19 protein-coding genes are annotated in these 23,139 nt (G+C 42.0%); 11 read left to right on the forward strand and 8 right to left on the reverse strand.

Annotation, left to right across the window (positions count from 1 at the left end; all coding sequences use genetic code 11):
• Positions 1-314 precede the first annotated feature (314 nt).
• The 8 genes from rsmG to rpmH form a co-directional block, all read right to left on the reverse strand.
• Entirely contained in the window at positions 315-1,031 is a 717-nt protein-coding gene (gene rsmG / locus K8O68_RS00990; RefSeq protein WP_230895078.1) for a 16S rRNA (guanine(527)-N(7))-methyltransferase RsmG, read from the reverse strand.
• Positions 1,032-1,070: 39 nt separating this feature from the next.
• The gene (mnmG, locus tag K8O68_RS00995) at positions 1,071-2,960 is read right to left on the reverse strand and encodes a tRNA uridine-5-carboxymethylaminomethyl(34) synthesis enzyme MnmG (protein WP_230895093.1); all 1,890 of its coding nucleotides are present in this window, start codon (positions 2,958-2,960) and stop codon (positions 1,071-1,073) included.
• A gap of 64 nt (positions 2,961-3,024) precedes the next feature.
• Positions 3,025-4,401 (reverse strand): tRNA uridine-5-carboxymethylaminomethyl(34) synthesis GTPase MnmE, encoded by a 1,377-nt coding sequence (gene mnmE, locus K8O68_RS01000; protein WP_230895079.1) that lies wholly within the window; start codon positions 4,399-4,401, stop codon positions 3,025-3,027.
• A gap of 402 nt (positions 4,402-4,803) precedes the next feature.
• Positions 4,804-5,421 (reverse strand): RNA-binding cell elongation regulator Jag/EloR, encoded by a 618-nt coding sequence (jag, locus tag K8O68_RS01005; RefSeq protein WP_230895080.1) that lies wholly within the window; start codon positions 5,419-5,421, stop codon positions 4,804-4,806.
• On the reverse strand, positions 5,418-6,221 hold the full coding sequence (gene spoIIIJ / locus K8O68_RS01010) for a YidC family membrane integrase SpoIIIJ (RefSeq protein WP_230895081.1): 804 nt from the start codon (positions 6,219-6,221) through the stop codon (positions 5,418-5,420). Before spoIIIJ ends, jag begins: the two co-directional genes overlap by 4 nt.
• Positions 6,222-6,345: 124 nt before the next feature.
• The gene (gene yidD / locus K8O68_RS01015) at positions 6,346-6,576 is read right to left on the reverse strand and encodes a membrane protein insertion efficiency factor YidD (protein ID WP_230895082.1); all 231 of its coding nucleotides are present in this window, start codon (positions 6,574-6,576) and stop codon (positions 6,346-6,348) included.
• Positions 6,577-6,586: 10 nt separating this feature from the next.
• Positions 6,587-6,946 carry a ribonuclease P protein component gene (gene rnpA, locus K8O68_RS01020; protein WP_230895083.1) on the reverse strand — a complete coding sequence of 120 codons (360 nt, stop codon included), beginning with the start codon at positions 6,944-6,946 and terminating at the stop codon, positions 6,587-6,589.
• Positions 6,947-7,216: 270 nt separating this feature from the next.
• Positions 7,217-7,354, reverse strand: coding sequence for a 50S ribosomal protein L34 (gene rpmH / locus K8O68_RS01025; protein ID WP_026697111.1), 138 nt, complete (start codon positions 7,352-7,354; stop codon positions 7,217-7,219).
• 911 nt (positions 7,355-8,265) lie between these two features.
• On the opposite strand from rpmH, the gene dnaA reads away from it, so the two are divergent.
• The 11 genes from dnaA to K8O68_RS01080 all read left to right on the forward strand — a co-directional run bounded on the left by dnaA (position 8,266) and on the right by K8O68_RS01080 (position 22,538).
• A complete protein-coding gene (gene dnaA, locus K8O68_RS01030; RefSeq protein ID WP_230895084.1) occupies positions 8,266-9,624 on the forward strand; it encodes a chromosomal replication initiator protein DnaA in 1,359 nt (452 codons plus the stop codon).
• A gap of 215 nt (positions 9,625-9,839) precedes the next feature.
• Complete coding sequence (gene dnaN, locus K8O68_RS01035) at positions 9,840-10,982, forward strand: DNA polymerase III subunit beta (protein ID WP_230895085.1); 1,143 nt, start codon at positions 9,840-9,842, stop codon at positions 10,980-10,982.
• 234 nt (positions 10,983-11,216) lie between these two features.
• Positions 11,217-11,441, forward strand: a complete 225-nt coding sequence (yaaA, locus tag K8O68_RS01040; RefSeq protein ID WP_093053539.1) for a S4 domain-containing protein YaaA — start codon at positions 11,217-11,219, stop codon at positions 11,439-11,441.
• Positions 11,442-11,453: 12 nt separating this feature from the next.
• The gene (recF, locus tag K8O68_RS01045) at positions 11,454-12,575 is read left to right on the forward strand and encodes a DNA replication/repair protein RecF (RefSeq protein ID WP_093053542.1); all 1,122 of its coding nucleotides are present in this window, start codon (positions 11,454-11,456) and stop codon (positions 12,573-12,575) included.
• Positions 12,576-12,584: 9 nt separating this feature from the next.
• Positions 12,585-12,848 (forward strand): extracellular matrix regulator RemB, encoded by a 264-nt coding sequence (gene remB / locus K8O68_RS01050; protein ID WP_230895086.1) that lies wholly within the window; start codon positions 12,585-12,587, stop codon positions 12,846-12,848.
• Between the two features lie 116 nt (positions 12,849-12,964).
• On the forward strand, positions 12,965-14,878 hold the full coding sequence (gene gyrB / locus K8O68_RS01055; RefSeq protein ID WP_230895087.1) for a DNA topoisomerase (ATP-hydrolyzing) subunit B: 1,914 nt from the start codon (positions 12,965-12,967) through the stop codon (positions 14,876-14,878).
• A 144-nt stretch (positions 14,879-15,022) separates the two neighbouring features.
• The gene (gene gyrA / locus K8O68_RS01060) at positions 15,023-17,590 is read left to right on the forward strand and encodes a DNA gyrase subunit A (protein ID WP_230895088.1); all 2,568 of its coding nucleotides are present in this window, start codon (positions 15,023-15,025) and stop codon (positions 17,588-17,590) included.
• Between the two features lie 570 nt (positions 17,591-18,160).
• A complete protein-coding gene (locus K8O68_RS01065) occupies positions 18,161-19,891 on the forward strand; it encodes a carbon starvation CstA family protein (RefSeq protein WP_230895089.1) in 1,731 nt (576 codons plus the stop codon).
• Positions 19,892-19,964: 73 nt separating this feature from the next.
• Positions 19,965-20,255, forward strand: a complete 291-nt coding sequence (locus K8O68_RS01070; protein WP_483314036.1) for a cory-CC-star protein — start codon at positions 19,965-19,967, stop codon at positions 20,253-20,255.
• Positions 20,256-20,313: 58 nt separating this feature from the next.
• Complete coding sequence (locus tag K8O68_RS01075) at positions 20,314-21,261, forward strand: ArsA family ATPase (protein ID WP_230895091.1); 948 nt, start codon at positions 20,314-20,316, stop codon at positions 21,259-21,261.
• Between the two features lie 134 nt (positions 21,262-21,395).
• The gene (locus K8O68_RS01080; protein WP_230895092.1) at positions 21,396-22,538 is read left to right on the forward strand and encodes an HD-GYP domain-containing protein; all 1,143 of its coding nucleotides are present in this window, start codon (positions 21,396-21,398) and stop codon (positions 22,536-22,538) included.
• The last annotated feature ends 601 nt before the right edge of the window (positions 22,539-23,139 follow it).

The raw sequence follows: 23,139 nt of genomic DNA on the forward strand, positions 1-23,139 counted from the left end.
CCCCCGTCTGATACACATAAGGGAAATGATATAAGCCCTGTACGGCGTAAAAACATGGCATATTTATTAAAAAACGACCCTATCGCTTGTATGCTTTCAATATAAAAGTGAGCAAAGTCTACGTGCAGAAATGTTTCACGTGAAACGGCGCCCATCGTAAAACTGTTTTTTCTCGCATATTCAGTATACGTGAGAAATGAAAAATCTTCTATAATAAATTTAAGAGATAACTAGATTTTACCCTGATCTCTGCCTGTATGTAAGAGCCCCCTTTACTGCTCAGTATGTCTCTCTTGCCACAGCAAAGGGGCAAATTAAATCAGGGGTTGTTTGTTGGGCGTACCCGCTTTACGGGGATAGGTTTTAGAAGTTTGTTTTTCTTTATATACAACAATAATTGACCGCTCACTCTGTTCAAGGGGCAATTGAAAATCATATTTGTGCTTGAATTTGCCTCCGAGTACTTTGAAAGCTTTATCCGAATCAAGCAGTTCTTCAGCAGCACCTGCCCCTTTCATAGCTATAAACCGTCCGCCTTTTTTAACTAAAGGCAGACACAGCTCCGATAATACAGGCAACCGGGCCACTGCACGGGATATTGCTGCATCATACTTTTCCCGGTGTTCTTTTTTCCTTGCAAACTGCTCGGCGCGGTCGTGGTAAAATGATACCCCTTTTAAATCAAGCTCAGAAGCAAGGGCATTTAAGAAGGTAATACGCTTGTTTAGAGAGTCAACAATAGTTACATCGAGATGAGGAAAACAGATTTTCAGAGGGAGGCTGGGAAACCCCGCCCCTGCTCCTACATCCACTATCTTCAACGGTTCGCTTAAATCTTCGTAAAAAGCTGCGGTGACTGAATCGTAGAAATGTTTTAAATAAACTTCTTTTTTTTCTGTAATAGCCGTTAAATTCATTCGTTCGTTCCAATCAACCAGAATTCTGTAATAGTGTTCAAATTGCTGCATTTGTTCGTCTGTCAATGGAACGCCTTTTTGCTGGAGAGCTTCTCTAAACTCGTCTTCATTCATCTTTTATTTCACCTCATTATTAGCCTGAACGTCAACTTATTAAGCTTGCTTTACTTTTTGGAGTTGTCCCTGCTCCATATAGACGAGGAGGACAGAAACATCTGAAGGGTTCACCCCTGATACCCTGGATGCCTGCGCAATCGATAGCGGCCGCACTTCTGCTAATTTTTGTCTTGCTTCAGTAGCAATCCCGTTGATTGCCATATAATCCAGGTCTTCCGGAAGCTTTTTGTTTTCCATTTTTTTCAGCCGTTCGACTTGTTCCAGCTGCTTAGAAATATAGCCTTCATATTTAACCTGAATTTCTACCTGTTCTTTAACATCTGCTTCCAATTCTTCTTCAGGCTCAGTCAGGCGGACTACATGATCATAAGTGATTTCCGGCCTTTTTAACAGGAGTGCGGCGCTGACTGCTTCTTTCATTGGTGCAGAGCCCGCCTCTTCTACGATTTTCTGTGCGTCATCGCTCACTTTAATAATCGTTTTTTCAAGACGCTTAATTTCTGCAGCTATTTTCGCTTTTTTATCTGTAAAGCGGCTGTACCGGCCTTCGGAAATTAAACCGATCTCATACCCTTTCCCGGTGAGACGAAGGTCTGCATTATCGTGACGGAGCAGAAGGCGGTATTCAGCGCGTGACGTAAGCAGGCGGTAAGGTTCATTGGTGCCTTTTGTAATAAGGTCATCAATCAGTACCCCGATATAAGCTTCAGAGCGATCAAGAATTAACGGCTCTTCCCCCTGCACTTTTCTCGCTGCGTTAATACCAGCCATAAGCCCTTGCCCTGCTGCTTCTTCATAGCCGCTTGTTCCATTAATTTGTCCTGCAGTAAACAGTCCTTCTATCTTTTTCGTTTCAAGCGACGGCCACAACTGCGTTGGAACAATGGCATCGTACTCAATCGCATAACCCGGCCGCATCATGCGAACATTCTGAAGGCCTGGAATGGTTTTTAGAATACTGTGCTGCACGTCTTCAGGCAGGCTTGTAGAAAGCCCCTGCACATAAACCTCTTTTGTGTTTCGTCCTTCCGGTTCTAAAAAGATCTGATGCCGCGGTTTATCATTAAACCGGACGATTTTATCTTCAATCGAAGGACAGTAACGCGGTCCAGTTCCTTCTATCATACCGGAATACATTGGCGAACGGCTTAAATTTCCGTTAATTAATTCATGAGTTTCTGCATTCGTGTAAGTTAGCCAGCATGGCAGCTGGTCTGTTATATATTTGGTCGTCTCATAAGAAAAGGCGCGCGGTACATCATCACCAGGCTGAATTTCAGTTTGGTCATAGTCGATCGTCTGTCCGTTTACACGCGGCGGTGTGCCTGTTTTAAACCGGACCATATCGAAGCCAAGCTCCTGCAAGTGATATGAGAGATTAACGGACGGCTGCATGTTATTAGGGCCGCTCTCATAGGATAAGTCACCTAGAATAACTTTCCCCCGCAAGTAAGTTCCGGTAGTCACTACCACAGTTTTTGCATAATATTCGGCACCTGTCTGGGTAATGACACCTTGAATCTCCCCATCTTCTACAATCAATTTCTCTACCATCCCTTGGCGGAGAAGAAGATTCTCTGTATCTTCAATTGTCTGCTTCATTTCATGCTGGTACGTAAATTTATCGGCCTGTGCACGCAATGCACGCACAGCAGGTCCTTTTCCAGTATTCAGCATACGCATTTGAATATGCGTTTTGTCGATGTTACGGGCCATTTCACCGCCCAGTGCATCTATTTCTCTTACAACAATCCCTTTTGCCGGTCCGCCGACTGACGGATTACATGGCATATAAGCGACCGCATCCAAGTTTAATGTTAACATCAATGTATCAGCGCCCATCCGTGCTGCAGCAAGACCGGCTTCTACGCCCGCATGGCCTGCACCGATGACAATGACATCGAATTTTCCACCATTATAACTCATCATACGAACCTCCTTTGTTCGATTTTCGTTACTATTTATAGTTAATCACTGCAAGTGTTACCATCTATTTTCCTAAGCAGAACTGAGAGAAAAGTTGGTCAATAAGGCTCTCAGAGACACTGTCCCCAATTACTTCACCAAGCAGTTCCCAAGCTTTAGTAATATCTATTTGCACCATATCCACCGGCATTCCGGCTTCCACTGCTCCTAATGCATCATCAATCGTTTTCTTTGCCTGGTTTAAAAGAGCGATGTGGCGGGAGTTAGATACATAGGACATATCCCCTGTTTCCAGGTCACCTTTAAAAAAGAGATCCCTTATCGCTTCTTCAAGTTCGTCAACCCCTTCGTCTTTTAAAAGAGAGGTAGCTACAACCGGACGGTTTCCGGCAAGATTACGGACTCTGTTCAAATTAATCTTTTCTTCAAGGTCTGTTTTGTTAACGATCGTAATAACATCATGCCCTTCGGAAAGTTTGAAAAGTTCTTCATCTGCCTCTGTTAACGGCTCGTTATTGTTGAGCACCAGAAGAACAAGCTCAGCACTGTTTATCACTTTCCGTGACCGCTCTACCCCAAGCCTTTCAACGACATCTTCAGTCTCCCGGATTCCGGCTGTATCAAGAAGACGGAGTGGAACACCCCTGACATTTACGTACTCTTCAATGACGTCACGGGTTGTACCTGGAATGTCAGTGACAATCGCTTTATTTTCGTGCACCAGGCTGTTTAGCAATGAGGATTTCCCAACATTTGGTCTGCCGATAATGACAGTGGACAATCCTTCGCGAAGAATTTTTCCCTGCTGGGCTGTCTGCAGCAGCCGGTCAATTTCCTGCTTTACAAAAGAAGCCTTTTCCTGAAGAATTTCCAGCGTCATTTCTTCAGCATCATATTCAGGATAATCAATATTAACTTCCACATGAGCTACGGTTTCCAGCAGAGCCTGTCTTAATTTTTGAATTCGCTGGGAAAGCTTCCCTTCCACTTGATTCATAGCGACATTCATTGCACGGTCAGTCTTGGCACGGATCAGATCTATTACACCTTCAGCCTGTGAAAGGTCAATCCGTCCATTAAGGAAAGCGCGTTTAGTGAATTCACCCGGCTCAGCAAGACGGGCCCCTTCATTCAGTACTAACTGAAGAACCCGGTTAACTGATGTCAAACCGCCGTGACAGTTAATCTCCACCATATTTTCTTTAGTATACGTCCGTGGAGCTTTTAACACAGACACCATAACTTCTTCCACAATATCTCCTGTAGCCGGATCTTTAATATGGCCGTAATTAATAGTATGAGTTTCTGCTTCAGCCAAGGGCCGCTTCCCTTTGAATAAATTATCGGCTAATCGAATAGCATCGTCTCCGCTTATCCTGACAATCCCGATTGCACCTTCTCCCATCGGTGTTGAGATAGCTGAAATTGTGTCCATTTCCATCGTTCCACTCCTCCTTTCTTTGAGGCTGGTTTACCTCATCTATTTATATAAAAAAATGGATATATTTCCCTTGAAAATTCGGATCAACATTTGTTGATTCCAAATAAATAGAATACCATAAATTCATTCTGTATTAAAGAGATTCTCCTCCCAATTTCACCAGTTATATCCATTTATCCACAAATATAACCTTTTGTTGCAGAGTTTTTATTCACATGTGGATAAAAAACACAAAGTGCTTCTGTTGATTATCCACAATCTTACCGTAAGTTTCAAGTTTTAGGGGGAGCAATTGGAAATTTTCCATCAGTTTTTCACAAAAAAACGACGCAAAAAAAGCAGTCCCGAAATCCGGAACTGCCTGGCTTGATCATTTATAAAAAGTGGTTCTCGATGACTGAATCATTTAGGTACGACGACGATTCGCCGGTGAGGTTCTTGACCGTCAGAGAATGTGGAAACTCCTTTGACGTCTTGTAATGCCGTATGGATAATCTTACGTTCATGTGCACTCATCGGCTCCAGCCTGACTTCCCGGCCTGTCCGGAGCGCTTTATCACTCAGGCGCTCGGCGAGAGTAACCAGCGCCTCTTTCCGCCTTGCCCTGTATCCTTCTGCATCAAGATAAATACGTACATAATTTTCAGATTGACGATTAGCTACAAGGTTAACAAGATATTGGAGAGAATCGAGAGTTTGTCCACGCTTTCCAATCAGCACCCCAATTTCTGAGCCTGTGATATTAAGAAACATGCCTTCATCCCGCTCTTCTGCCTCCACACTGGCTGACACACCCATTTTATCAATAGTATCCCGCAAAAATAAAAGTGCTTCTTTTATCGGATCAGGCTTTACTTTCACTTCCACCACAGCCGGTTTTCCTCCAAGAAGCCCGAACAATGCTTTTTGCGGTTCTTCAATGACGTGATACTCTACCATGTCCATAGTTGCATCCAGCTTTTCAAGGCCTGACTCAACTGCTTCCTCTATCGTTTTCCCTGATACAGTCACTTTTTTCACTTGGTCTTCGCTCCTCCTGTTTTGGCCTCTTTATTATCCTTACCTACGTTAGGTCCAGTAATAAAGTATGTTTGTATAATCATAAACAAGTTACCAATTACCCAGTATAAAGCTAAAGCTGATGGGAAAAACGCTGCAAACGCAATAATCATGACTGGCATAATGTACATTAGAGCCCGCATTTGCGGATTATCCTGCACCATCATCATTTTTTGCTGAATGAACGTTGTTGCCCCCGCTACAAGCGGTAAAATATAATAAGGGTCAGCACTTCCTAATTCAAACCACAGAAAATTCTGCGGTGCGCCGGTGTAAGTCGGATCAACGTCCGGATTGATCTGAGGCGTCCGGATGATCGCATGATAAAAAGCAATTAAGATCGGCATTTGAATTAAAATTGGAAAACAGCCTGCCAACGGATTAACTTTATGCTCCTGAAAAAGAGCCATCATTTCCTGCTGCAGTTTCTGCTGTGTCTGCTGATCTTTCGCACTGTATTTCTCACGAAGCTTAGTCATTTCCGGCTGAAGCGCCTGCATGGCTTTCGTGCTCTTAGTCTGTTTAATCATCAGAGGTAAAATCAAAATACGAAGCAGTATAGTTACAATAATAATCGCTAAACCATAACTGTTTCCTAACGCATCCGCAATGTTTGTCATTAGCCATGACAGCGGATAAACAAAAAAGGAATCCCATATTCCACCATTCTCCGCTTTAATTGGTTCATCAATATTAAAACACCCTGTCATCAATAAAGCTAAACCAATAAAAAGCGATACTAAACCTAATTTTCTTGCCACTCTAGGTCCTCCTATCTCTTTCCCTATCAAAATAATCTATTAACACGTCATTCAAAGCACTTATTTCCATTATATCTTGTTACAAAAAGATATAAACGTGCTCAAATGACCGAAAAAACTGCCCTCAGTCTTTATTCTCTTTTTTCTCAGGCACCGGATCATAACCTCCCGGATGAAAAGGCTGACATTTCACAATACGTTTCAACGTAAGCCAGCTTCCTTTAACGAACCCGAACCGTTTTACTGCTTCAATTCCATAATGCGAACAGGTAGGGTAAAACCTGCATGTCGGCGGTGTAAACCTTGAAATCCATTTCTGATAAAAGCGGATTAAACCAATTGCGAGCCATTTCATAGCTTCGTCCTCACCTTTTTACCCGGGTCGGTCCGCTGAACAGCTTGGCCACCTTCATCACATGGTACATCGATTTTTTCATCTGATGGTAATCCATGTCTGCTGCCGGTTTTCTCGCTATAATTACCACATCACGGTTTTGGAGCAGGTCAGGTGTCAGCTCCCTTAAAATTTCTTTCATCAGCCGCTTAATACGGTTACGGTCAACAGCGTTCCCTAACTTCTTACTAACAGATAAGCCAATGCGGATGGTATCCTGTCGCTCTTTTTTGAGCTGGTATACGACAAATTGACGATTTGCGGCAGAATTCCCCCGTTGAAAAACGTACTGAAAATCTTCATTTTTTTTCAAACGGTATTGGCTCTTCATCCACGGCACCCCATCAGTCATATTTCTTGGACAGATTACGTCACTTCCAAAACTCATTCTACATTATAAAGAAGATTTAGGACAATCACTATTCAATTTGTGCCCAAATCTGTCACTTTTAAAAACTTACTATGCTTACTTTCGCAAAAAGAAAACCAGATCAGTACTCTCTCTTTTTATGAAAGATTAAGCCTTGACCTGGTTTCTCACATCAGTCTATCCGTCATTTTTCGACTCTAAAGTGAAAAAAGACCGCTCTAAGCGGCCTCATTACGCAGATAGAACTTTTCTTCCTTTACGGCGACGGTTTGCTAATACTTTACGACCGTTCTTTGTAGCCATACGCGCACGGAAACCATGATTCTTTTTGCGCTTTCGGTTATTTGGATTAAATGTTGGTTTACCCATCTATTCCACCTCCTGGGGATGATAATTCTTTCATTATCCGAATTCACTAATCATATTATTCCGGTAACAGCTGAATTTCGGACTGTAACCGGTATAGACAGTCTTGTAAATTATAAGAAAGACCACTTCTGTTGTCAAGCCCCTGCCAACTTAATTATTACGAACCTCTTTTTTTTGTGGGCTAACTAAAACTTTGTTGTTAATTTCCGCTTCATGGTTCTACTGCAGTTACTTGTCGAAAAATAATAACCGCCGATCTTTCCAGGCTCCCAGTCTCGTGCACCAGATTCTTAAAGTTTCCATCGTTGTTTCTTCCTCTGCAACTTTCACTTCTTCATTACGCCAGAATTCCACGTTCACGAGAAAATGCCTATGTTTTATTTAAAAACAGGTCTCACTTTCTTTTTGCAAAATCCACATTCCAAAAATACAAACCTTCAGTTAAACAATTTTTTCTCCAGGGTTTGTGGACAACTTTCGCCATTAATTTACAAGCTTCCACACCCTTCCCCACAGCTTTTACACATGATCTTGTGCTGTGGACAACTTTTAGACACAACCCCTTGAATGGTGTGGATAACTCACTCCCGCCATTGTCAATCCTTTATATATCTGATATCATAATGTTGTTTTTTCTAGTGGAAAACCTGTGGTAAAATATAAACTATCCACAACTGTTAACAACTTTGTGGATAGTTATTAGACTCTTATGTGTAAGTTTATCCACATATTTGTGTATAACGTGTACAGGTTGTTTTTCTTCCTATATAAATATTTACCCACATATTATACACGTTTATTTTTATACACGGTTATTCAATAGGGTTATATATTTGTTGTACAAGCATCGGATTCAGGGGGCGGATCCGTTGTTCTGTTATGGAACAGTATATGCAAAGGAGGGTCATAGATTGGAAAATTTAAATGATTTATGGGAGCAGGCCCTGACGAAAATCGAGGAAAAAGTAAGTAAACCTAGTTATGACACATGGTTTAAATTTACGAAAGCTGATTCGATTGATCAGAGCTCAAATACAATTACAGTGATTGCTCCAAATGAATTTGCCCGTGACTGGCTGGAAAACCGGTATTTCGGGATAATTACAGAAACATTGAACGAGTTAACCGGAGCAGAACTGGAAGCCCGGTTTATTTTACCTAAAGAAGATAAAAAGGATGAATTAGAGCTCTTTGAAAAGGCTAAACAGCCTGAAAAACCTTCTATGCAAGGTAATGAAGAGATGCCTAAACATATGCTCAATCCGAAATACACGTTTGATACTTTTGTTATTGGAAGTGGGAACAGGTTTGCTCATGCAGCCTCGCTCGCGGTAGCAGAAGCCCCGGCGAAAGCATACAATCCTTTATTTATTTACGGAGGAGTAGGACTAGGTAAAACCCACCTTATGCATGCAATCGGCCATTATGTCATAGATCATAATCCTGATGCGAAAGTTGTCTATTTATCGTCTGAAAAGTTTACGAATGAATTTATTAATTCAATCAGAGATAACAAAGCGGTGAATTTCAGAAATAAATACAGGAATGTAGACGTGCTTTTAATTGACGATATTCAATTTTTAGCCGGAAAAGAACAAACGCAGGAAGAATTTTTCCACACATTTAATTCCCTGCATGAAGAACGGAAACAAATTGTCATTTCCAGTGACCGTCCGCCAAAAGAAATTCCTACTCTTGAAGACCGGCTCCGTTCAAGGTTTGAATGGGGATTAATAACGGATATTACGCCTCCGGATCTGGAGACAAGAATTGCCATTTTACGCAAAAAAGCAAAGGCAGAAAATCTTGATATACCTAATGAAGTGATGCTTTATATCGCTAATCAGATTGATACGAATATCCGTGAACTGGAAGGAGCACTTATCCGGGTTGTCGCTTATTCATCATTAATTAACCAGGATATGAATGCAGATCTCGCAGCTGTCGCGCTAAAAGATATTATCCCGAATTCCAAGCCTAAAAAAATCACGATTCAGGACGTACAAAAGTCAGTGGCTGCTGCTTTTCAAGTAAAAGTAGAGGATTTAAAAGCTAAGAGAAGAACGAAGACAGTGGCTTATCCAAGGCAGATAGCGATGTACTTATCAAGGGAATTAACAGACAGCTCTTTGCCTAAAATCGGGGATGAATTCGGAGGGCGAGATCACACGACAGTGATTCACGCACATGAGAAAATCTCACGCCTGTTTACTGCAGACCAGGAATTACAGCAGCAGATTCAGGAAATTACTGAACAGCTTAAATCATAACGATGTGGGAACTGTGAATAACTTTCTCAGTTTTATACACAGGTTGTCCACAGGTGGATAACCTGCTATCCCTGGACTTTTTTTGAGTTATCCACATAATCACAGGTATTACTACGAGTACTTCTAGATTAATTATTAATAAAAAAGAGAAATAGAACTATTAAAATAACTATTTTCAGTAACTTAATTATTTTACGGAAGTGAGGAAGGAACCTATGAAATTTACTATTCAGCGCGACAAATTTGTACAAAGCGTTCAGCATGTATCAAAAGCTATTTCTTCTCGTACGACGATTCCGATCTTAACTGGAGTAAAAATTGAAGCGTCAGATGAAGGGGTTACACTAACAGGAAGTGATTCTGATATTTCCATAGAATCCTTTATTCCCAAGGAAGAAGAGGACAACCAGCTTGTGGATATTGAACAGGAAGGTTCAATTGTACTTCAAGCGCGGTTCTTTGCAGATATAGTAAAAAAATTACCTGGAGATACGATTGAAGTGGTAGTCTCAGATCAATTCGTTACAAGGCTGACTTCAGGATCTTCTGTATTTAATTTAAACGGTCTTGACCCTGAAGAATATCCAAGATTACCTGAAATTGAGGAAGAAAACGTCTTTAAAATGCCAAAAGACTTACTTAAAAGCATTATCAGGCAAACAGCTTTTGCAGTCTCTACTGTTGAAACGCGACCGATTCTTACAGGCATACACTGGTCTGTGGAAGAAGGGAATCTGACTTGTACAGCTACGGACAGCCATCGTCTGGCTATGCGTCACGCCCAGGTCGAGACAAATTCAGGCGAGCTGACTTTTTCAAATGTCGTCATTCCAGGAAAAAGCCTCACTGAGCTAAATAAAATTTTAGATGACACTGATGACTGGATTGATATCATTGTGACTGACAATCAAATTCTGTTTAAATCAACAAATCTGTTATTTTTCTCAAGACTTTTAGATGGCAATTATCCCGCAACTAAGAATATGATTCCTTCGTCCTCAAAAACAAGCGTGACGCTGAATGCCAAGCAGCTCCTCGCTGCCATTGAGCGTGCATTGCTTCTTTCACGTGAAGGGAAAAATAATGTCGTTAATGTTAAAACCATGGAAAATCAGGTATTGGAAATCACTTCTGTCACTCCTGAAGTTGGAAAAGTGACAGAAAGTGTCGAGACACTTGGTTATTCAGGGGAAGAGCTGCGGATTTCCTTTAACGGCAAAAATCTTATTGATGCCCTGAAAGTTATCGAATCAACAGATATTACTATCGACTTTACAGGAGCTATGAGCCCGTTTGTTATGAAACCGGCGGACCAGGATCATATGCTTCACTTGTTCTCTCCTGTGAGAACATACTAAAACAGACCATTACTGCAGGTGCTCCGGAGCCAAAGCCGGGGTACCTGTTTTTAGATTTATCTTCGCTGGGTCAGCTGCCAGTTACCGGTCGAATAACAAATTATTTCTACAGGCAGATTAGAGCATTTGAGTAATCCACATTGGCGTTTATGCAAATCTTTTAGTACAATATAGAGTGAGACATTTTGTGCGCGTATAATTGTAAAGTTTCTTACAGAAAGTGAGTGACCCCGTGTGGAAGAGACAATTGTGATTTCAGATGAATTTATTACGCTTGGACAAGCTTTGAAGGAAGCAGCGGTAATCGATTCCGGAGGCCAGGCAAAGTGGTTTCTGGCGGAAATTCCTGTATGGGTAAACGATGAACAAGAAAATCGCAGAGGCAGAAAACTTTATCCCGGGGATCGGGTAGAAGTTGAAGAGATGGGCACTATTTTGATAGCCAGCGATGAGGAATAGAGAGGGATTCGGTTGCACATTGATCAACTCACTTTAAAAAATTACAGGAACTACCCTGAGCTGACGTTGGCTTTTGAAAACAGAGTTAACGTCATTCTTGGTGAAAACGCACAGGGGAAGACGAACCTTATGGAAGCCGTCTATGTGCTTGCTATGGCTAAGTCCCACCGGACGCCAAGAGACAAGGAATTAATTCGCTGGGATCAGCAGTTTGCTAAAGTTGAAGGTCACTTAACGAACAGAAACGGACCACTTCACATGGAAGTGGTATTTTCTAATAAAGGGAAAAAAGTTAAGTTGAATCATATAGAGAAAAAACGCCTGAGTGACTATATCGGTTCTTGTAATATTGTAATGTTCGCTCCGGAAGACTTGACGCTGGTAAAGGGAAGCCCCCAGATCAGACGCCGTTTTCTGGATATGGAAATGGGGCAGATTCATTCAATTTACCTTTATCACCTTTCCCAATACCACAAAGTGCTTAAACAGCGGAACCAGTGGTTAAAGGACATCCAGCAGAAAAAAGTAAAAGCAGATCCGGCTATGCTGGAGGTAATGACCGATCAGCTGCTTCACTCTGCGGCACATGTGATTACAAAACGCTATGCATTTTTGGAAAAACTTCAAACATGGGCTCAGCCGATTCATTATGAAATCAGCCGCGGCCGGGAAAATTTAAAAGTAGCCTATAACCCATCATGCAACGTATCAGATGACATGGATTTGTCCACAATGTTAATAGCTTTAAAAGAGGAATACGAAAAGGTTCAGGAGCGGGAAATGCAGAGGGGAACAACGTTAATCGGCCCTCACCGGGATGATTTGTCGTTTTTTGTTAATGAGCGGGACATCCAGACTTATGGTTCTCAAGGTCAGCAGCGGACAACTGCCTTATCTTTAAAGCTTGCCGAAATCGAGCTGATTAAAGAAAAAACAGGCGAATATCCGATCTTGCTGCTTGATGATGTGCTGTCGGAACTTGATGACCATCGTCAGACACATCTTCTTAATACAATCAAAGGTAAAGTGCAGACGTTTGTCACGACCACTAGTGTAGAGGGCATTGATCATGACATGCTGAAAGAAGCCGATACATTTTATGTGGAAGAAGGCATGATTCAAAAAAAAGGCTGAGGTGATAAAATGTTTATTCATTTAGGCGGTGATATGGTTTTAAAAGCTGAGAGTATCGTAGCCATTCTCGACCATAACAGCCAGGATTTGTCGTCTGAAAACCAGGCGATGATGAAAGACCATAAAAAACGCAAAGCAACGATTAAAGTAACTGGTGATACACCGAAATCGATGGTGATTACAGAAGATGATATTTATTTATCTCCTATCTCTTCCCACACCTTAAAAAGGCGGGCTGAAACAGCTACAGTCGTTCCGGAGGAAGAATACTGATATCAGGTAAACCACTGACCTCATTTTAAAAACTTAGTGTCATTATTTATACCTTCTTAGTATACAGATTCAGATTACTTGGCATATGGTGCCAGGAGAAGTGCAGGTGAATTAAATTGACTGTTGAACAACATTCTTATGATGAAAGCCAAATTCAGGTTTTAGAAGGTTTGGAAGCTGTAAGAAAACGCCCTGGTATGTATATTGGTTCCACAAGCGGACGGGGGCTTCACCACCTTGTGTGGGAAATTGTTGATAATAGTATCGATGAAGCAATGGGCGGTTACTGTGATAACATCCACGTCACAATTGAAGAAGACAACTCTATCACAGTGGAAGACAACGGCCGCGGCATTCCTGTAGGGATTCACGAAAAAATGGGACGGCCTGCTGTTGAAGTAATCATGACCGTACTGCATGCAGGCGGCAAATTCGGCGGCGGAGGATACAAAGTATCCGGAGGACTGCACGGTGTAGGGGCTTCAGTAGTAAACGCGCTGTCCAGCCATCTGGAAGTGGAAGTACATCTGGACGGCAAAGTCCATTTTATCGAGTTTACACGCGGAATTCCTGATGCGGACCTGAAAGTGATCGGGGAAACAGAAAAGAATGGAACGATTATCCGATTTAAACCGGACAAAGAAATTTTTACGGAAACAACCGAGTTTGAGTATGATGTGCTTGCAAACCGCTTGCGGGAGCTGGCTTTTTTAAACCGCGGGCTGCGCATTTTTATTAGTGATAAAAGGGAAGATGGCAAGTCCGCAGAGTACTATTATGAAGGCGGGATTCAGTCTTTCGTTGAGCATTTGAACAGGACTAAAAATCCTTTGCATGAACCGCCGATTTTTCTTGAAGGAGAAAAAGACGGGCTGAGCATTGAGATTGCCATGCAGTACAATGACGGATTCGCCAGTAATTTGTACTCTTTTGCCAATAATATTAATACGCACGAAGGCGGAACCCATGAATCCGGCTTTAAAACGGGATTAACGAGGGTTATAAATGACTATGCCAGACGAAATAACCTGTTTAAGGAAAATGATCCGAATTTAATAGGTGATGATGTCCGTGAAGGATTGACGGCGATTATTTCTGTTAAAATTCCTGACCCTCAGTTTGAAGGACAGACAAAAACAAAGCTTGGAAACAGTGAAGCCAGAACAATTACTGACTCACTTTTCTCTGAATATATGTCGAAATTTATGGCTGAAAACCCAAATGTAGCCCGGCAGATCGTTGATAAGGGGATCATGGCGTCCCGTGCCAGAGACGCTGCGAAAAAAGCCCGTGAGCTGACGAGAAGGAAATCGGCTTTGGAAGTAAGTTCACTTCCAGGTAAACTTGCCGACTGTTCTTCCCGGGATGCGTCGATCAGCGAACTGTATATCGTAGAGGGTGATTCAGCCGGAGGATCAGCTAAACAAGGGCGTGACCGCCATTTCCAGGCCATTCTCCCTCTCCGCGGGAAAATTATTAATGTGGAAAAAGCGCGTCTCGACAAAATTCTTTCAAACAATGAAATCAGGGCCATTATTACAGCCTTAGGCACGGGAATAGGCGAAGACTTTGATATTTCAAAAGCGCGTTACCACAAAATTATTATTATGACGGATGCAGACGTTGACGGGGCTCATATCAGAACACTTCTATTGACGTTTTTATATCGTTACATGCGGCCGCTCATTGAAGAAGGCTATATTTATATTGCCCAGCCGCCGTTATATAAAATCACGCAAGGAAAGGTGCTGCACTACGCTTATACACAGAAAGAAATGGAGCGGATAATATCTGAAATGTCCCCTGCTCCCAAACCCGGTCTTCAGCGCTACAAAGGTCTTGGGGAAATGAATCCTACTCAGTTATGGGAAACCACTATGGACCCTGGTATGAGAACGGTTCTGCAGGTTAGCTTGAATGATGCAATGCTTGCTGACGAAGTGTTTGAAACATTAATGGGTGACCGTGTTGAGCCAAGGCGCGACTTTATTCAGGAAAATGCTCATTATGTGAAAAATTTGGATATATAAAAGCCATCCATGCTTTTCGGGTGCTGCATGGTTCCAGTGCAGCACCGGAAGATTGAAATAACCGGACAGAACCTCGTTCTCAAAGAGAGAAGTTTCATAAACAAAGAGGTGCCGGACGGATTTAGGTGAACGGAGGTACAAGGAATGTCTGATCAAGACCAGTCTAGAGTTCAAGAAATTAATATCAGCCAGGAAATGAAAACGTCTTTTATGGACTATGCGATGAGTGTAATTGTCAGCCGAGCACTCCCTGATGTCCGGGATGGATTAAAGCCGGTTCACCGACGAATTCTTTATGCTATGAATGAACTTGGCATTACGGCAGAAAAAGCTTACAAAAAATCAGCCCGTATCGTCGGGGAAGTTATCGGTAAATATCACCCGCACGGGGATTCCGCTGTCTATGAAACAATGGTAAGAATGGCGCAGGATTTCAGCTACCGCTACATGCTCGTGGACGGACACGGCAACTTTGGTTCAGTTGACGGCGACGCAGCGGCAGCCATGCGTTATACTGAAGCACGAATGTCAAAAATATCTATGGAAATCGTTAGAGATATAGGTAAAGATACGATCGACTACCAGGAAAACTACGATGGTTCCGAAACCGAACCGATCGTTATGCCTGCAAGGTTTCCTAACCTGCTTGTTAACGGTGCATCTGGAATTGCAGTAGGGATGGCTACCAATATACCGCCTCACCACTTATCAGAAGTGATTGACGGGGTGCTGGCGTTAAGTAAAAATCCTGAAATTACAGTACCGGAACTGATGGAATATATCCCAGGACCCGACTTTCCAACCGGGGCAGAAATTGTAGGGGTATCGGGGATCCGCCGAGCGTACGAAACAGGCAAAGGGTCGATTTTAATCCGTGCCAAAGCAGAAATTGAAGAACATAACGGCAAACCGCGGATTATCGTAAATGAATTGCCTTATCAGGTTAACAAAGCCAGGTTAATTGAGAAAATTGCCGAACTTGTGCGCGATAAAAAAATTGACGGTATTACTGATCTCCGTGATGAATCTGACCGTACAGGCATGCGTATTGTTATTGAGCTCCGCCGTGACGTCAATGCGAACGTTCTGTTAAACAACCTGTACAAGCAGACTGCACTGCAGACAAGCTTTGGGATTAACACCCTGGCGCTTGTGGACGGTCAGCCTAAAGTTCTCTCTTTAAAGCAAACGCTTGTTCATTATCTTGAGCATCAAAAAGTGGTTATTCGCCGGCGTACGGCCTATGAACTGAAAAAAGCAGAGGCCAGAGCCCACATTCTTGAAGGGCTGCGTGTGGCTCTTGATCATCTGGATGAAGTTATTTCCCTTATCCGGAATTCACAAACGACAGAAATTGCGAGAACAGGGCTGATTGAAAAATATGACCTGTCTCATGATCAGGCTCAGGCCATTCTGGATATGAGGCTGCAGCGTTTAACCGGACTCGAAAGAGATAAAATTGAAAAAGAGTATGCGGAACTGGTTGAGAAAATTGCTGAATTAAAAGCCATTCTCGCAGATGAAGAGAAAGTATTGGAAATTATCCGTGAAGAACTGATTGACGTACGTGACCGCTACGCGGACGACCGGCGTACTGTGATCACCCTTGGTGAAGACAGCATGGAAGATGAAGACCTTATTCCACGTCAAAATATCGTTATTACAGTGTCACATCACGGCTATATTAAACGCCTTCCAGTGTCCACCTACCGCAGTCAGAAACGCGGCGGACGCGGCGTACAAGGAATGGGGACTCATGATGACGATTTTGTCCGTCATTTATTTATAACCAACTCCCATGACCACATTTTATTTTTTACAAATAAAGGTAAAGTATACAGGATAAAAGGTTATGAAGTACCTGAACAAAAACGGACATCAAAAGGCATTCCGATTATTAACCTTTTACAGATTGATAAAGATGAATATATAAGTGCAGTCATTCCAATTTCAGAGTTTGATGAAAAGCATTCCCTGTTCTTTATGACAAAATACGGTGTCTCAAAAAGAACAGAGCTCAATGCTTTTGCCAATATCCGCCGTGGCGGCCTGTTTGCAATTAAACTCAGGGATGAAGACGAACTTCACGGAGTGCGGCTGACGGACGGAAGCAGAGAATTAATCGTCGGCACACGAAAAGGCCAGTCAATCCGTTTTGATGAAAATGATGTAAGGCTGATGGGCCGGACTGCTGCCGGTGTAAGGGGAATCAGCCTGCAGGACGATGACGAAGTAGTCGGCATGGATATCATTGAAGATCACCATGACATTTTAATTGTTACTGAAAAAGGTTTCGGAAAAAGGACACCTGTCGGTGAATACCGTCAGCAAAGCCGGGGCGGTAAAGGAATTAAAACGTGTAACATTACTGACAAAAACGGAGATCTCGTATCCCTGAAAGTAGTCTCAAATGACCACGATTTGATGGTTATTACGACGAACGGTGTCATTATCCGGATGCATGTGGAAGAGATTTCCCAAACGAGCAGAAATACTCAAGGTGTCCGTCTGATCCGGGTAGGAGACGAGGAGTATGTTTCCACTGTGGCCCGTGTTAACGTCGATGAAGTAGATGAAGAAGAGATAGAAGAGGAAAACGGCGATATGGAAGAGAGCACTGAACCAGAAGTCAGTCAGGATAATACAGAAGCTGACGCGCTGGAGGATACAACGGCAGATAATATACCGGAAGACGAACCTGAAGATGAATAAAGGATCTAAACCCGATGGCGATGCCTCGGGTTTTTTTCTATGCCGCATTCCTCCGCCCAGGCAGAGCGCTGACGTACATACGGGATTCAGTTCACCTCATTAAATAACAGTTTTGAAATAGCGCGATTTATTTTCTGATTTTTTAAAATAGTGAGAATGAACGAGTATTCAGCAGTATACTTTTGAAAACGCTTCATATATTCGTAAAAACAGGCTTTCAGCTTTTTTCCTGCAAAGTAAGGAAGTGGCATAATAAGCTTGTATATACTTTTCAGCCAGAAAGCGCGGTTCCCGTAATTCCCTGGTATCCCACTGGAGTTGGCGCGTTTTCGGCACCAATAATTTTAAGCATATCTATAAAAAAGCTCTGTTAAAAGTTGTGGTTGATTTTCGCTTCAGGACGCTCGCTTTCCCCGGGCGATTCGGGAGCCTCCTCGGCGTAAAACGCCTGTGGGGTCTCCCCTGAATCCGCTTTTCCCGGAGGAGTCTCGCACCTTTCGCTACAATCATCCCCTGATTTTAAAATCAGCATTTACTTTTAACAGAGGCCAAAAAAAGGAGGGGGATGTTATGAACGCTATATTAGTTGCAGTCATAGGAATGTTTGTTTTTTTTATGGGATACAAATATTATTCAAAATTTGTGGCAGAAAGAATTTACCGGCTTGACCCTGATTACCAGACACCGGCACACAGATATAAAGACGGTGTAGACTTTGTACCGACAAATAAATGGGTGCTGTGGGGCCACCATTTTACCTCAGTTGCTGGTGCGGCGCCTATTGTGGGCCCTGCTATAGCGGTATATTGGGGCTGGCTGCCTGCTTTTTTGTGGGTAGTTCTCGGCACGGTCTTTGCTGCCGGTGTCCATGATTTTGGTGCACTCGTTCTTTCGGTAAGGAATAAAGGGCAGTCTGTCGGAACACTTGCCAATAAAATTATCGGACAGCGGGCTAAGATTTTATTCTTATTTATCATATTAATACTTGTTTTAATGGTAAACGCGGTATTTGCCTGGGTCATTTCCAATCTGTTTATTACCTTCCCTTCTGCTGTTTTATCTGTATTTATCCAGATTCCGCTTGCTCTTTGGATTGGACACCTCGTGTATAAAAAGCGGGGCGGCATGCTGCTTCCGTCACTATTTGCATTGGCTGCTATGTACGTTTCTGCTATTGTGGCCTCTAAAGTTCCCGCATTACAGATTGATCTGCCGAGGTATTTCGGAGGAGAAGAAAACATTGTCGCCTTTGGTTTAAATGGAGTTGCTTTTTCATTCTTTGTATGGATCGTCATATTAATGGTTTACGTCTACATCGCCTCAACACTGCCGGTATGGAAACTGCTGCAGCCGAGGGATTATATTAATTCACACCAGCTCATCGTAGGGCTTGCCATTTTGTATCTTGGATTATTTTTTTCTAATCCGTCTATTTCTGCACCCGCAACTAATGCTTCACCTGATGTTCCATGGTTTCCGCTGCTCTTTATTACGATTGCATGCGGTGCGATTTCCGGTTTCCATGGACTGGTTGCATCTGGAACGTCCAGTAAACAGCTGAATAAAGAAACGGATGCACGGTTTGTCGGTTACCTCGGTGCAGTGGGCGAAGGGCTGCTCGCTCTTGCAGCAATCATTGCGGTCGTTACCTTTTTCAGTGATGAAGCGTCTTTTCTTGGCGCTTACAGCAGTTTTGGTGCTGCAGGGGAAGGCGGTTTAGGTTATTTCGTGCAGGGGGCCGGGCAGCTAGCAACGGGGATCTTTATACCTGCCGATATCGCTACAACCATTGTGGCAATCATTGTAGTAAGTTTTGCGGCCACAACACTCGACACATCTGTCCGACTCATGCGTTATATCATTTCTGAATTAGGGCAGGAATATAAAATAAAGCCACTAACAAAAATGCATGTGGCTACTTCAATTGCCGTAGTCTCGAGTGCGGCACTGGTTTTACTGCCTGAAGGACCGCAAGGGTTCGGGTCAGGGGGATATGTCCTTTGGCCGTTATTCGGTACTTCCAATCAGCTCTTAGCCGGAATTACGCTCCTTTTGATCACTTTATGGCTGAAAAGGCAGGGCCGTAATTATCTTATCACGCTTATACCGATGATTTTCCTTATGTTTATGACCGTTTGGGCAATGATTCAGCAAGTTTTCTTCCAATGGTCAGGATTAGGTGAAGGGCATGAAATGAACCTGCTGCTTTTCCTTCTCGGTTCAATCATTCTCGCTTTTGCTTTATGGATTCTTCTTGAAGCTATTGCAGGATTGCGCAGAAAAGGTACGGAAGATAATTAAGACTCAAGCAGTGATCAGCTATGGTCACTGCTCTCTTTTCTTATTTCATAGGGTGGGCATATACAATATTCAAATGATTTATTTACTACATAGAAGAAAGGCGGATATCTGTATGGGCTTTAAAGACTTCTTGAAATTGTACGATGAGATTTTACGCCAGGGACACCGCACAGAAATTCTAAGAGAATTAAGAGACGAAGATGATCTGTTTTTTTTATTGCTTTATTCTGAGATGCTTGGTCTCCCAAACCCTGTGTCATTTTATACGCTTGAACTTTATCCTTATATGCTGGAAAAGTTTCACGATTGGCATAAACGGATGGGTATGGAGAAATCACCCCTTTCCGGTTTTCGATGCTGTTAAAAATATATACCTTTCAGGCTGAAGGGCCTTATAACTGACTGGGCGAGGAGTGAATATTATGAATCAATCAATAGAGCGTGTAATTAATAAACGAATTATTTTTGCCGGAGGGAAAGGCGGAGTAGGAAAATCCACGACTGCTGCATCTCTTGCTAAAGCGGCAAGTGACATGGGAAAACGAGTACTTCTTATTTCGACAGACCCTGCTCATAATCTCGGTGACATATTCCACACTTCACTGGGGAATGAGCCGATAACTGCAGCAGAAGGCCTGGACATTATTGAGATAGATTCAGAACAGGAAACAGACCGATATATTGAACAAGTTAAGGAAAATATCCAGGGGCATGTAAAAGCTACTATGATTGAGGAAGTACACAGGCAAATGGACCTGGCAAAATCGAGTCCGGGTGCTGACGAAGCAGCTTTGTTCCATCGTCTGGCTTCGCTTATTCTGGAGGAAGAAAAAAATTATGACCTGCTTGTTTTCGACACTGCACCTACCGGCCATACTTTAAGACTTCTGTCTCTTCCTGAGCTGATGGGTGTGTGGATGGACGGTATGCTTGAACGGAGAAAAAAAACGAATGAACATTATACTCAAATGATTTATGACGGTGAACCGGTTGACGATCCTATCTTCCAGGTTCTCCAAAATAGACGGCAGATCTTTGCCAAAGTCAGGGAGATACTGCTTGATAAAGAAAAAACAGGTTTTTTGTTTGTACTGAACCCTGAAAGGCTGCCTATTCAGGAAACAAAACGTGCAGTGGAAACTTTGAAAAAGAACAAAATTCCTGTATTGGCGATTATCATTAATAAGATTCTTCCTGAAAGTGTGGACGGCAGCTTTTTTCAAAAAAGGAAAGAGCAGCAAAAGTATTATTTAAAAGAGATCGATCATCACTTTAAAGGGATGGCTAAAATTTATCTGCCGCTTTTGGAAGAGGATATTTCAACTCTGATCCATTTAGACCAGATCATTGAATCTATGACAGAAAAATAATGAAATTTGGTTCTCTTTTTTAGGTATTATGTATTTAATTATAACCAATTATTTTAATTTTTTTTAAAAAACATTGACTTTTGACCCTCTTTTCTTTCCAATAGAGATATCAGAATGTGAAGGAGCGGGGGAAAATGAAAGTAAAACCAATCTATCTAGTCCCGGGATGTATGCTTGCAGAAGACGTGTATAAACACTCGAATACTCCTTTAATGAGAAAGAAAACCGTTTTAACTGAAGACTGTATACAAATCCTCCAGAAATTTTTAGTAGAATATGTGCACGTAGAGTCGACGCTGATTAATGGGGATCTATTTACTCCAAAAGAAAGAATAAGAGATACCGACGTAAAAAAAGAAACAAATTCTGTATGTCAGCAGCCTTCAGAAACCAGTAACCAGACTATTTTTACAGATCGTTACTTGTCAGGGGTTCAACAGTATAAAAAGATGTTTAAAAACTGGCAAGGCGGCGCTAAGGTAGATGCCTATGAAATTAGAAAAGTATTTTTGCCCCTTTATGATACAAACCCATCGAAAGATGAACTTTTGCAGCTCCACAATTATACAACAAAGCATGATTATCTTTATTATCATTCGGTGGCTGTCAGTATTTTCAGTTCTATGCTTGGGAAAAGGCTCGGTCTGAAAAATGGTGAAGTCATACAATTAGGAATCGCAGGTTTATTAGCAGACTGCGGCATGGCTAAAGTTCCTTTTAAAGTATTTGAAAAGAAAGGCCCTTTAACTGCTGAAGAATATAAAGAGGTAAAAAAACATCCGGTGACAAGCTACCGGATGCTTGAAAAAGTGCCCGGACTATCCAAAAAAGCGATGCTGGGTATAGTCCAGCATCATGAACGCGAGGACGGAAGCGGCTACCCATTAAAAGTAAAAGGAACGAAACTTCATCTATATGCTAAAATTATTGCTATCGCTGATGTATTTCATGCGATGACTTCTGAAAGGTATTATCGGACTAAGCAAAATCCGTATAAAGTAATTGCTTTTTTAAAACAGGATCAGTTCGGTAAACTTGATCATGTTCTTCTAAATGAGTTTATTCATATGATGCTGGATTTATCTATAGGAAGAAAAGTGAGATTAAGTAACGGCTGCACTGGTGAAGTGCTTTTCCAAAATGAACATTATCCTACTTCTCCTACTGTTAAAGTAGATGGTAAAAAGATTATTGATCTTGCCAAAGATCCGGAATTAATCATTGAAGAAGAATTGCCGTGGGAGAATCAAGTAGAATCACAGGAGCTGAGGAAATAAGGTGAAGCTGACAGGCTGCTGGTTAGTTTTCGAGGTTCAAAAAGACAAGCTATTCAGCTCAGTCACTCCCCATATGGGGGACGCTTTTAAATATCTCCCTTGAGATTTTTTATTTTTACCGGCTTTACTTGAATACTTAATGAGAGAAACTAATAACTCTGGAAGAGTGGGATGTTTTAAGCCGGAGACAAGGCCGCAAGGCGGTGCAGTGGTTAAGGAGACGAGCTGTATAAGAGATTACACTTTAAACACTTGGACATTATCCAATGGAGGATAAAAGATGAGTTTTCTTTAATCTCAAATAAAAATTATTCTGAAAATAAATCAGGGGTTGCAATTGAACAATAGACTATGATAAATTATTAAACGTTGCTGAAAAAACAAGTGACTTTGTTTACAGGCAAATAGTTAATTATTTTATAAAAAACTATTGACTTAAATGAATCGCTTTGATATGATATACAAGTCGCAACGAAATATATTGACCTTTGAAAACTAAACAAAAAGCCAAGCGAAGAGGGATATTTAAATATCCCGTCAATGAATTATTTTTATTTTGATGTCAGAGACATCGAACTCTTTTATGGAGAGTTTGATCCTG

The sequence above is a fragment of the Salipaludibacillus sp. CUR1 genome (assembly GCF_021028955.1).
Lineage (GTDB): Bacteria > Bacillota > Bacilli > Bacillales > Salisediminibacteriaceae > Salipaludibacillus.